At 58.8% G+C, this 11,984-nt stretch carries 9 protein-coding genes; 5 read left to right on the top strand and 4 right to left on the bottom strand.

Annotated features, from left to right (window positions below):
* Positions 1–26 precede the first annotated feature (26 nt).
* Positions 27–2,690, top strand: coding sequence for an alanine--tRNA ligase (alaS, locus tag E3U23_RS10610; RefSeq protein WP_279351241.1), 2,664 nt, complete (start codon positions 27–29; stop codon positions 2,688–2,690).
* Positions 2,691–2,729: 39 nt separating this feature from the next.
* Here the strand turns inward: alaS and E3U23_RS10605 are convergent, their stop codons facing one another.
* From E3U23_RS10605 to E3U23_RS10590, 4 genes are all read right to left on the bottom strand, one after another.
* Positions 2,730–2,909: a hypothetical protein gene (locus E3U23_RS10605; protein ID WP_279351240.1), complete on the bottom strand. Its 180-nt coding sequence runs from the start codon at positions 2,907–2,909 to the stop codon at positions 2,730–2,732.
* A 55-nt stretch (positions 2,910–2,964) separates the two neighbouring features.
* Positions 2,965–4,725 (bottom strand): cation:proton antiporter, encoded by a 1,761-nt coding sequence (locus E3U23_RS10600; protein ID WP_279351238.1) that lies wholly within the window; start codon positions 4,723–4,725, stop codon positions 2,965–2,967.
* Positions 4,726–4,796: 71 nt separating this feature from the next.
* Positions 4,797–6,452, bottom strand: coding sequence for a carbon-nitrogen hydrolase family protein (locus E3U23_RS10595; RefSeq protein WP_279351237.1), 1,656 nt, complete (start codon positions 6,450–6,452; stop codon positions 4,797–4,799).
* A gap of 102 nt (positions 6,453–6,554) precedes the next feature.
* Positions 6,555–7,775 (bottom strand): NADP-dependent isocitrate dehydrogenase, encoded by a 1,221-nt coding sequence (locus E3U23_RS10590; protein ID WP_279351236.1) that lies wholly within the window; start codon positions 7,773–7,775, stop codon positions 6,555–6,557.
* Between the two features lie 255 nt (positions 7,776–8,030).
* Here E3U23_RS10590 and E3U23_RS10585 point away from each other — a divergent pair, with 255 nt between their 5' ends.
* The 4 genes from E3U23_RS10585 (at position 8,031) to E3U23_RS10570 (ending at position 11,983) form a co-directional block, all read left to right on the top strand.
* Positions 8,031–9,398, top strand: coding sequence for an exopolysaccharide biosynthesis polyprenyl glycosylphosphotransferase (locus tag E3U23_RS10585; RefSeq protein ID WP_347710020.1), 1,368 nt, complete (start codon positions 8,031–8,033; stop codon positions 9,396–9,398).
* Between the two features lie 195 nt (positions 9,399–9,593).
* Positions 9,594–9,866, top strand: a complete 273-nt coding sequence (locus E3U23_RS10580) for a hypothetical protein (RefSeq protein ID WP_279351235.1) — start codon at positions 9,594–9,596, stop codon at positions 9,864–9,866.
* A gap of 223 nt (positions 9,867–10,089) precedes the next feature.
* Positions 10,090–11,301, top strand: coding sequence for an O-antigen ligase family protein (locus E3U23_RS10575; protein ID WP_279351234.1), 1,212 nt, complete (start codon positions 10,090–10,092; stop codon positions 11,299–11,301).
* On the top strand, positions 11,294–11,983 hold the full coding sequence (locus E3U23_RS10570; RefSeq protein ID WP_279351233.1) for a polysaccharide biosynthesis/export family protein: 690 nt from the start codon (positions 11,294–11,296) through the stop codon (positions 11,981–11,983). The genes E3U23_RS10575 and E3U23_RS10570 overlap by 8 nt, the downstream gene beginning before the upstream one ends.
* The last annotated feature ends 1 nt before the right edge of the window (position 11,984 follow it).

Raw genomic sequence — 11,984 nt, 5'->3', positions numbered from 1 at the left:
CGCCGCGATTGCTTACCTGCCAGCGCATGACATCGACGAACGAAATCCGCCGGTCCTTCCTCGATTATTTCGCGGCCGCCGGTCATCGCGAAGTGCCGAGTGCACCGCTCGTGCCGTATAGCGACCCCACGCTCATGTTCGTCAACGCAGGCATGGTCCCGTTCAAGAATGCCTTTACGGGTCTCGAAACGCCGCCCGCACCGCGGGCCACCAGCGCGCAGAAATGCGTGCGGGCCGGCGGCAAGCACAACGATCTCGACAATGTCGGTTACACAGCGCGGCATCACACCTTCTTCGAGATGCTCGGTAATTTCAGCTTCGGCGACTATTTCAAGGCGCAGGCTATCGAACATGCCTGGACGTTGCTGACGAAGGAATGGGGGCTTGCCCCTGACCGCCTTCTCGTCACCGTCTATCATACGGACGACGAAGCCTTCGACTTGTGGAAGAAATTGACCGGTTTCTCTGACGACCGGATCATCCGTATTGCGACAAAAGACAATTTCTGGGCGATGGGCGCCGACGGCCCTTGCGGCCCCTGTTCCGAAATCTTTTACGATCATGGCGACCATATCTGGGGCGGACCTCCGGGGAGCCCGGAGGAAGACGGCGACCGGTTCGTCGAGATATGGAACCTCGTCTTCATGCAATTCACACAGGCGAACGACGAGATTGTCGGCGACCTGCCCAAGCCCAGCATCGACACCGGTATGGGCATCGAACGTGTAGCCGCCGTCATGCAAGGCGTGCATGACAACTATGATACCGACACTTTCCGTGCCCTTATCGAAGCGAGCGAAAGCATCACCGGCGTTAAAGCGCAGGGCGACCATACCGCGAGCCAACGCGTCATCGCCGATCACCTGCGCTCGACCAGCTTCCTCCTGGCCGATGGAGTTCTGCCGAGTAATGAAGGCCGGGGCTATGTGCTGCGACGGATCATGCGCCGTGCAATGCGCCATGCTCATCTCCTCGGTGCGAGCCAGCCGCTGATGCACCGGCTCGTGCCCGAACTGGTCAGCGAAATGGGTGCGGCCTATCCCGAGCTCGTGCGCGGGCAGGCGCTCATCCAGGAAGTGCTCGAGCGCGAGGAGACCCAGTTCCGCCGCACGCTCGAAAAGGGTCTGAAGCTGCTCGATGAAGCAACCGATGATATGGGCGAGGGCGGAACGCTCGACGGCGAAACGGCCTTCAAGCTCTACGACACCTACGGCTTCCCTTACGATCTTACAGAAGACGCTTTGCGAAATCGCGGGATCGCGGTCGACCGATCAGGCTTTGACAGTGCCATGGCGGCTCAGAAGGCTGCCGCCCGGGCTGCCTGGAAGGGCTCGGGCGATGCAGCGAGTGACGAGGTCTGGTTCGACATCGCCGAACGTGAGGGATCGACCGAATTTACGGGCTATAGCTCGACTACGGGCGAGGGCGTGGTAGTGGCCATCGTGAAGGACGGTTCGGAGGTCGAGAGCGCCGCGCGAGGCGATGAGGTCGTCTTGCTGACCAATCAGACACCGTTCTACGGCGAGAGCGGCGGTCAGAGCGGTGATGCCGGTCGGGTATGGACGCCGGAAGGCTTCGAGGCCACGGTTTCGACGACGAACAAGCCGCTTGGCCGGTTGCATACTCATCTCGCCACCATCGGCGAGGGTGAGGTGAAGCGCGGCGACACTGTCCATATGGAGATCGACGCCGACCGTCGCGATCGCATTCGCGCCAACCATTCGGCGACGCACCTGGTTCATGCCGCTTTGCGCGACCGGCTCGGCGAGCATGTGACGCAGAAGGGGTCGCTCGTGTCCGACGACCGGTTCCGCTTCGATTTCTCGCATCCCAAGCCGCTGACTGACGAGGACATCGCCGCTATCGAGAAAGAGGTGAACGAGGAGATCCGGGCCAACGAACAGGTCTCGACCCGACTCATGACGCCCGACGATGCCGTGGCGGCAGGTGCGCTCGCCCTGTTCGGCGAGAAATACGGGGACGAGGTCCGCGTTCTTTCCATGGGTCGCGCAAGCGACGAAGGGCGAAATTACTCGGTAGAACTTTGCGGCGGCACCCATGTCGAGGCAACGGGCGATATCGGTTTGTTCAAGATCGTATCGGAAAGCGCGGTCAGTTCGGGCGTCCGGCGGATCGAGGCATTGACCGGCGAAGCCGCTCGGCAATGGTTACTAGCGCGCGACGAAGCGGTACGCGCGATCGCGGCCGCATTAAAAACCTCGCCGGACGAAGCGGCAGGGCGGGTCGGTGCGCTGGTCGAGGAACGCAAGCGTCTCGAAAAGGAATTGGCCGACGCAAAACGCGCACTTGCATTAGGCGGCGGGGGCGGGGAAAGCTCCGCCGCTGCCGAGGAAGACATTCGAGGGATCGCGTTCTCGGGGCAGGTGATTGAAGGCCTGAATCCGAAAGAGCTTCGTCCTTTGCTTGATGAGGCGAAGAATCGTCTGGGATCCGGCATTGCTGCGATCTGCGCCGTGAACGATGGAAAAGGCGCTATTGCAGCCGCTGTGACCGATGATTTGACGTCGCAATTCAGCGCGGTCGATCTGGTTCGTGCTGGCGTAGAAGCTTTGGGGGGCAAGGGTGGCGGTGGCCGATCCGATATGGCTCAAGGCGGCGGCCCGGACGGATCGAAGGCGCAATCCGCAATTGACGCTATTCGCGATTTACTCGCGAAAGAAAACGCCTGACCGGGGCAAACCGGCCAAGCGTTCAATGGGTACGAAGCCTCAGGCGTTCGGCGTTTTCTTGGTTTCGCCACTCGATTCACGTTCGATATCGTAGCCTTCGGTATCGCCGGGTGCACCGCGCTTCTCGGTGGGCGCATGGCTTTTTTGCGGGCTCTGCACGTTCTTCGGCTTGAATTTTTCGTCGTTCGGGATTGGCTTGGTCGGGTCGATGTCGCTCATTTCGTAATCTCCTTCACCCTCCCAACGGTTTGAGGACAAAGGCGTTCAAATCTTTTCAGCCGCTTATGGTGCTGGTCTTGAGTTTCGGCTTGTAGCTCAGCGCCCCTTCGGTCTCGATCTTGCCGCGATATTCGTCGCGCTTTTCATGAATTGAGGCGATGACCGGCCCCATCGCGACGCCGATATCCACAAGGACCGCCTCGCTCAATTGCAGCGAGCTTTCAAGCGTTTCAGGGACGGCGTGGCTGGCACCTGCACGGTACAGTTCGGCGGCGTGAGACGTATCGCGAGCGCGGGCGACGATCAGTAGATCGGGGTTGTTCTTCCGCATTTTTGAGACCAGGCGCTGTGCCAGCACCGGCTCGTCCATCGTGAGGACTACGGCCATGGCCCGGTCAATTTCCAGACGCTCCATCGTGTCGCCTCTTGCCGCGTCGCCGAACATTGCATGATAGCCCTTGCGCTTGGCGAATTCGATCAGATCGGCATCTGAATCGACGGCGATATATGGCTTCGTGTGCGTATCGAGCATCTGCGCGACCAGCCGACCGACACGTCCGATGCCGACGATGATGACACGGCTTTGGCCCCGTTCCGCTTCGGGAAGGCTAGGCGCGGGCTCGACGCGGCGGGCGATCACGCGGCCAAGACGAGCGAGAACAGGCGTAATCGTCAGCCCGATGGCTGTCACAATCTGCCAAAACTGCGCGGTCCCCGGTTGGATGAGAAGCGCAGAACTCGCCGCCGCGAGAATAATAAGCGTCGTTTCCGAAGGACTCGCCATCAGGATACCTGTTTCAGCAGCCGTGCTGCGCCGAGCCCCCATCAAGCGGAGCAGGAACCCTGTCAGAAATGCCTTGAACAGGATGATAAGGACTACCGCCGTCGCAATCATTCCCAGGTTGTCCAGGATGGTGGAAAGGTCGATGCTCATTCCGACGGTGATCAGGAAAATGCCCAGCGCGAGACCTTTGAATGGCTCCATGATCGTCTCGACCTCGCCATGATACTCGGTCTCGGCAATCAGGATGCCCGCGAGCAAGGCGCCCACGATAGGAGATAGCCCGACCGCAGCTGTGGCAAGGCTCGCGCCGATTACCACCAGCAGGGCGGCGGCAAGGAACAGTTCGGGGCTTTTTGTTCGAGCGGCTTGCGCGAACAGGCGGGGAAGGGCGAACCGGCCGGCGATCATCATGATCGCAACCACGAGCGCCCCCTGCCAAAGGGTCGTGAGCATTCCCGCCCAGCCGTCGCCATCGGCGTTGGGCGCCATCGCGCCGAGGATGAAGATGATCGGCACGATCATGATGTCTTCGAACAATAGCATCGATAATGCCGCGCGACCGACCGGGCTTTGCGTGCCCGAAATCGGTAAGACTATAGCGGTCGAAGAAAAGGCGAGTGCGAACCCGAGCGCGAGCGCTCCCGTCCAGAATTGCCCCATCATGGCAAGAACGATGGCAATCAGTACCCCGCCGCAAAGCACCTCAAGCGCGCCAAGGCCAAACACCAGCTTTCGCAACTGCCACAACCGGTTAAAACTCAATTCCAGACCAATTGTGAAGAGCAGCAGGATGATCCCGAATTCCGCGAAGGGCTCCAGCGCCTCGGGATCGGTAATCGTTATGTGGCTGAGCCACGGTCGCTCGTACACTAGTTGGCCGAGTCCGTAGGGGCCAACCAGCACACCGATCAGGATGAACCCGATAATGGGCGTGATGCGGAACCGGGTGAAAACCGGGATGACCAGCCCCGCCGCACCTAGGATGACCAGCGCATCGGAAATTGCGGGGGAAGCGAGATCACCGGAAGCCATAGGATTGCTCCTATCCCGAAGCCCTTGCGAAAGTCACTCGTGATTTGCTTTTCAACTGGCCATTGGAGGTATTAGCCGCCGCCTGGACCGGTGGGGCCGAGCGGTTCGCGGCGCGGTTTCGGTTTGCCCGGGTGCTTGCCATCCTCATCCCATTCAATTCGGTATAGGTCAAACCGGCGATCGGCGAGGTTGCGGACTGTGCCTTCGGCGCGCGCCCAACTCAGATCGGCGAGATTGATATCGCTGATCGTCAGGGTCTCGACATTTTCGCTCGCTTCGGCGGCGATGCCATCGCGGGCGAAGGGGAAGTCGCACGGCGTCAGGATACAGCTTTGCGCGTATTGGATGTCCATATTCGCGACATTGGGCAAATTGCCGACATTACCGGACAGTACGACGAAGCACTGGTTTTCGATCGCGCGAGCCTGTCCGCAATAGCGCACGCGAAGGTAGCCCTGCCGGCTGTCAGTGCAGAACGGCACGAAGATGATGCGGGCGCCCTCGTCCGCCAGGCGGCGGCTGAGTTCGGGAAACTCGCTGTCGTAGCAAATCTGAACTCCGATGGGGCCGCAATCGGTCTGGATCACCTCGACCTTGTCGCCGCCCTTGATGTTCCACCAATACCGCTCGTTGGGGGTGGGATGGATCTTTTCCTGCGCGTGGACGGAGCCGTCACGCAGGCAGACGTAAGCGATATTGTGAATGTCGCCGTCATCCATGCGGGTGGGGTGGCTGCCGGCAATGATGTTGATATTATAGCGCATCGCCATTTCGGAAATGTCGGTGCGCAGGCGCGGCGTGTATTCGCTGAGGCGCTCGATGGCTTCGACCGGCGAGAGTTCCTTGGGTTCGAAACTAAGCAGCATGAGCGTGAACAATTCTGGAAAGACGATAAAGTCCGCCTCGTAGTCGCTTGCGACATCGACGAAATATCGGATCGCACGCATGAATTCGTCGTAATCCGCGACCGCACGTGCCTGGAGTTGGCAGGTCGCCACGCGTACCGCCTCCACGCCGCGTGGCAGGCGCTTCTTCACCGGTTGATCGCGCTCGACATAAGGATTGCGCCAGACCATCATTACGGCATTGGCCATGCTCGCCTTGTCTTCCGGCAGATAGTTTTCCATTACCCGTTCCGGCTCGAACCCGTTGGCAAGCTGGAAACGCAACACAGGGTCGTGCAGTTTGCCCCCTTCGACTTTCTCAAGGTAATCCTGCGGTCCTTCGACCTTACGGCGCAGGCGACGATAATTCGGCATCCGACCTGCGAAGACGATACCGGTCAGGTCGTTCTCCTCTGCCAGCGCCCTTCGCTCTTCGTAAAGGCGTCGTCCGATACGCACACCGCGCACCTTGGGATCGACGCACATCTCGTAGCCGTATAGCCAATCGCCGGTCGGATCGTGGCGGCTGCCATACCCGTTGCCCGTAATCTCGTCCCAGTCGTGATCTTGGAAGGCAAGTGCCTCGCCGACCTGCATGGTCGCGCAATAGCCGACGACTTCGTCATCCAGCAGAGCGACAAAACAGCCTTCTCGAAAATTGTTGATCTGCCCGCGGATTTCCCCGTGTGTGTAGGCCGGCATGTCTTCATAGACTCGGCGAACCAAGTCCGCGATGCCCTTGATATCTTTGATCTTCGCGTTGCGAATCTCAAGTCGGCGCTGGCCGAACTTCTCTTCGGTCTTTCGGCGGGCGGGGCGCTTCTTTGCGGGCTGTTTGGCCATGCTCGGTCCTTGCGTGGGGTGGTCAAAAGGCGAGGGCGCGGCACCTGACCGGTTCCGCGCCCTCGCTGACATTACATTATAAGCTGCTCGGCGGCAGCGGGATCAGGACCAAGCGGCCATTTCCTTTTCGAGATTATCGACGATCGCCTCGAAAAACTGCTCAGTGGTCATCCAGCTCTGGCCAGGGCCGATCAAGAGCGCCAAATCCTTTGTCATCTTGCCGCTTTCGACGGTCTGGATGCAGACCCGCTCCAGCGTTTCGGCGAACTTCACCACATCGGGCGTGTCGTCGAACCGGCCGCGATACATGAGGCCACGGGTCCAGGCGAAGATACTGGCGATCGGGTTCGTGCTGGTCGCCTTGCCTTCCTGGTGCTGGCGATAGTGACGAGTAACCGTACCGTGTGCGGCTTCGGCTTCCACAGTCTTGCCGTCCGGTGTCATCAGCACGGAAGTCATCAGGCCGAGCGAGCCGAAGCCCTGTGCGACCACGTCGGACTGCACGTCGCCATCGTAATTCTTGCAGGCCCAGACGAACTTGCCGTTCCACTTCAGCGCGGCGGCGACCATGTCGTCGATAAGGCGATGCTCGTAGGTGATGTCCGCCTTCTTGAATTTATCGGCGAATTCGGCGTCGAACACTTCCTGGAACAGGTCCTTGAAACGCCCGTCGTATTTCTTGAGGATGGTGTTTTTGGTCGACAGGTAGACAGGCCACCCGCGGTCGAGCCCGTAGTTCATGCAGGCCCGCGCGAAATCACGGATCGAATCGTCGAGATTGTACATTGCCATCGCGACGCCGCTCGACTGGAATTCGTAGACATCGAGATCGATGTTTTCACCGTTCTCACCTTCGAAAACGAGGCGCAGCTTGCCGGGGCCGGGGATCAGCGTGTCTTTGGCGCGGTACTGATCGCCGAACGCGTGGCGGCCGACGACGATGGGATCGGTCCAGCCTGGTACGAGGCGCGGCACGTTGTCGATCACGATCGGCTCTCGGAAGACCACGCCGCCGAGGATGTTGCGGATCGTGCCGTTGGGGCTGACCCACATCTTCTTGAGGCCGAACTCCTCGACACGTTGCTCGTCTGGCGTGATGGTCGCGCATTTTACGCCGACGCCGTGTTCCTTGATAGCGTTCGCCGCATCGACCGTGATCTGGTCTTCGGTTTCGTCGCGCTTCTCGATCGAAAGGTCGTAATATTTAAGGTCGATATCGAGATAGGGCAGGATCAATCGCTCGCGGATCCACTTCCAGATGATTTTCGTCATTTCGTCGCCGTCGAGTTCGACGACGGGGTTCGCCACCTTGATCTTCGCCATGGGTATCCTGTTCGTTTCGTGTGTTGCGCCGCGCTTTAGCAGAGAGGGGCGAGAGGGCAAGGTGGGCACGATAGGCGTGGGGTATGGTTAAGGGCTTGGCAACAGGTCTCACGTAATGGAGCGACGACGAGATTGACGTTGCGGCGCCGGACACTTCGGCTTACTTGACGTTGATCTCGTGCCCAAGCGCGTACCTGTCCGCAACGCGTTCAGAACTGTCTCACCGTAAAGCGCACATGCGAGGCCAATTTTTAAATGCCGTTCAGAGATTATCTGCAGACGAGACTGCGGCCAGCGATGGAGCATCGCCGGGTTCAGCTTTATGCGATCCTGTTCCTAATCGACTGCCTTCTTCTTTTTTGTAGCTTCTCGATCGGCGGCGCGTTGAACCTCGGCAATCTGCCTTCGCCGCGCGCAATGCAAATTATGCAGTTGGTCCTTCCGATCTTCATCGTAATCGCAGCCTACAATCGCGTCTATTCGATCCGGGCGCTCGACGAATTGCGTTATGCAATCGGCCGGTTAATCATAGCGGTCGGCGTTTCTGCGATGCTCTTCCTGGTGATGACCTTCTACGTTCGGAGCAGCGACGATTTTGCGAGATCTACGTTTTCGATTTCTATTCTGACCGCCCTACTCTCCATGATCGCGGTCCGAATTGTCGCTCATTTGATGATAAAACGTCATTTTGGGGGTCGCGTCCGCAACGTTCTCATCATTGAAGATGGCGGCCCCCATATCGATTTTCCCAATGCGGACCGCGTCGCAGCCGAACCCGATGTGGTTGAGAATGCGCATGCCGACCCGAGTACGCTCGATATGATCGGGCGAGCAATGCGCAATATGGACCGGGTGATCGTAACATGCCCCGTCGAACGGCGAAAGTTCTGGACAGCCATCATGAGGGCGGCGGGCGTGCACGGCGAGGTCGTCTCCGAATCGCTTCAAGAGCTTGGCGCATTAGCGCTTGAACGGGATCATGGGTTTTCGTTCGTGGTGGTTTCGGCCGGACCGTTGGGGTTGCGAGCGCGCCTTATAAAACGTGCAATCGATCTCGGCCTTACCATACCGGCGCTTGTCTTGCTCAGCCCGCTGCTGCTTGTCATTGCCTTGCTCATCAAACTTGAGGATGGCGGACCGGTATTTTTCGTCCAACCCCGCATGGGGCAAGGTAATTGTATGTTCGACATGCTGAAGTTTCGCTCGATGCGTGTCGAAAAGCTAGACAGTAGGGGCGCGCGCTCAACCGCACGCAATGACGATCGTATCACGCGGGTCGGCAAGTTCATACGCAGAACGAGCTTGGATGAACTGCCCCAATTGCTGAATGTTTTGCGCTCCGAAATGAGCTTGGTCGGACCTAGACCACACGCGCTCGGTTCGCTCGCTAACGAGAAGCTGTTTTGGGAAATCGACAGGGATTACTGGCAGCGTCACTCTCTTAAGCCCGGTCTCACGGGTTTAGCACAGATACGAGGCTACCGGGGGGCAACGGAAACCGAAACCCACCTGACTAATCGGCTGCGCGCGGATCTCGAATACATTCGCACTTGGACGCCGCTATCGGATTTCAAAATTATGTTTGCTACTGTTCGGGTTCTGGTTCACCCGAACGCCTATTGACCGCAGCGTAACAGATTTTACCAATTTTTAGGGCTCTCCCTCCTATCACAAATGGAACGTCCAGAAGGGTGTTGCATTTGGGTCAGGGCGTGCCGAAGAAAGCTTCGAGCCGTCAGGTGCTTGGTTGCGTGCCCGGGAAAACGTTGCTAGCCACTGCAAAGAATTTTATGAAGTACAAGGTTTAGGAGATCCTCTATGAAGACTGGCCGTATCCTCGCCGGCGCCGCTGCTGCAGCGATGGCGTTTGCTCCGATTGCCGCTCAGGCAGGCACGCGCGCTTCGGACGCTGGCACCGTTTCGGTTCAGCCCGTCAAGATGTCGAGCCTGACCCGTTCGGCCAAGCCGGCTGAAAAGAAGAGCGAAGCTGGCGGCTCTGCCGTGATCATCGCGGTTCTGGCTGCGGCTGCGGTCGTTGCCGGTATCGTCGTTGCGGCTGATGACGACGACAACCGTTCGCCGGGCGACTAAGGCCTCGGTCCTTTCGAGATAATTACGCCCCGTCGGTCATTCGATCGGCGGGGCTTTTTGCGTCCTATTCGGACAAGGATATTGTGTGCGCGAACGAAGAGCCGGTGAAGCTCCATTGCTCAAAGATGCTGGGCGACGGATCGGGTGGCCTCTTGCCACCTTGCTTCTCGTCGCGCTTCTGCTCGGCGGCGGCGGGTCGGCCCGCGGATTGCAAAACCTCGTTGTGCAACTGACGGCGCTTGGTCTGATTTGTTTTATTCCTCAGGTTTTGTCGAACTTTCGAGAACGGGCATCCATCGTATTGGTCGCATTGATTGGGTTGACCATACTGCTTCCCGCTATTCAGCTTATCCCACTCCCCGCCCCCGTGTGGCAAAATCTGCCAGGTCGCGATTTGGTAGCGGCTACCTTTGGCGTCTTGGGCGACATGGACCGTGCGTTTCCCATCAGTGTCGATCGGGCGCGAACGATTACGGCCGCGTTAGCTTTGCTGGCGCCGCTTACCGCAATAATACTTACGAACGCAGGCAACAGACGTGACGGTCGTGCAGTCTTGCTCGCGATTGTGGGCCTAACGATGCTGAATTTCGCGTTTGGCGCTCTACAGTTCGCTGCCGACGGGCTGTACCTTTACAGCGATCTTACCGACCGCCGGTTCTTCGGCTTCTTTGCAAGCCACAATACGAGCGGCCTTTTTATGGTTATCGGACTTATTGCTTTGGTCGGATACGATCGAATGAGTCACGCGAAATTGGGAGTCCGTCTCACCCACCTGCTTTGTGCCTTGTTGCTCATCATCGCGGTCGTCCTGACAAAATCACGATCGTCGACGGCGCTGCTTTTGGTCCCGCTCGGAATGTTCGCTCTCTATTCACTGCTGGACATGCGAAGTGCATCGAAACGGGTGCGCCTCATTTTCGTCGGTGGGCTTACCGCGCTTATCGCAACTGGTGCAATTCTCGCTACGACGAACAGCCAATTGGGTGAGACATGGCAGCGGTACACCGATCTCGAAGACAGTCGGCCGGACATCTGGGAAGACACGCTTTATGGCATTGATCGATACTGGCCTGTCGGTAGCGGGATGGGAACGTTCGACGAAGTCTTTCAGGTCGAAGAGTCGTTGGAAGCCTTGATCGCAGCACGGGCGGGCAGGGCGCACAACGAATATCTCGAACTCGCGCTGGAGGCCGGTGTCGCAGGTTTGGCACTGGTGGCAGCATGGGCCATCTTCCTTGTCCTGTGCTGGTGGCGAAGACGCTCCGGCGACCAAGCAGTACCTGCAACGGTCGCAGCACTGTCGCTTCTTGCGATCGCTGCCCAGGGTCTGGTCGACTATCCTATGCGGAACATGGCTTTGTTAACCGTTGCAGGATTGCTCGTCGCTCTGCTAACGGCTCAGCCTGCTAGGAAGAGGGATCGGGTCAGTGTCTAGGTTACTCGCAGGGCTTGCCCTGCCGGTGTGTTGTCTGCTCGCAGGCTGTTTCAAGCCGTCCGCCGGTTTGCCGCAGGGTGAGGCTGCATATCGGGTCATGCCGCCCGCCGATCCAAACCGGGAAATTGCAGAATATCGTGTCGGTGTTCTCGATACGCTTTCGATCCGCGTCTTTCAGGAACCGGAACTGACCTTCGACGAAATCACGGTCAATTCGGCCGGCACTTTCAACTATCCCTTTGTCGGCGAGGTAGCGGCTGAAGGGAAAACTCCGATCGAGTTAAGTCGCGAATTGGAAGCGGGGCTGGGCTCGCGCTACATCAGGAATCCTCAAGTCGTAGTCGGCGTCGTTACATCTGCGGCGCAGCGGGTCGTAGTCGATGGCCAAGTTGTCGAACCGGGCGTCTACGAGGTCGCAGGAACGTCCTCGCTGATGGAATCCATTGCACGCGCGAAAGGGCTCACCTTTACCGGCGTCGAGGACGAGGTCATTGTATTCCGCAATGTCGATGGTGAGCGCTTCGGCGCCGTGTTCGATTTGCGGGCCATCCGCGAAGGGCGAGTGGCTGATCCGGAAATTCTTGGGGGTGATCGGATTGTAGTCGGCTATTCTGCAATACGCGGGGGATACCAGGATTTTATGCGGTTGGTGCCTCTCGTTAACGTCTTCAGAAGGTTCTAGC

It is taken from the genome of Erythrobacter litoralis (assembly GCF_029760855.1).
Classification (GTDB): Bacteria; Pseudomonadota; Alphaproteobacteria; order Sphingomonadales; family Sphingomonadaceae; genus Qipengyuania; species Qipengyuania litoralis_A.
The sequence above is the reverse complement of the archived record's forward strand: the minus strand, read 5'-3'. Positions and strand labels throughout refer to the sequence as shown.

Bases quoted from the DNA above. Each gene is read 5' to 3' on its own strand.
- E3U23_RS10580 (WP_279351235.1), top strand. From the start codon at position 9,594: ATGAAGACTGGCCGTATCCTCGCCGGCGCCGCTGCTGCAGCGATGGCG.
- alaS (WP_279351241.1), top strand. From the start codon at position 27: ATGACATCGACGAACGAAATCCGCCGGTCCTTCCTCGATTATTTCGCG.
- E3U23_RS10605 (WP_279351240.1), bottom strand. From the start codon at position 2,909: ATGAGCGACATCGACCCGACCAAGCCAATCCCGAACGACGAAAAATTC.
- E3U23_RS10595 (WP_279351237.1), bottom strand. From the start codon at position 6,452: ATGGCCAAACAGCCCGCAAAGAAGCGCCCCGCCCGCCGAAAGACCGAA.
- E3U23_RS10585 (WP_347710020.1), top strand. From the start codon at position 8,031: ATGCCGTTCAGAGATTATCTGCAGACGAGACTGCGGCCAGCGATGGAG.
- E3U23_RS10600 (WP_279351238.1), bottom strand. From the start codon at position 4,725: ATGGCTTCCGGTGATCTCGCTTCCCCCGCAATTTCCGATGCGCTGGTC.
- E3U23_RS10590 (WP_279351236.1), bottom strand. From the start codon at position 7,775: ATGGCGAAGATCAAGGTGGCGAACCCCGTCGTCGAACTCGACGGCGAC.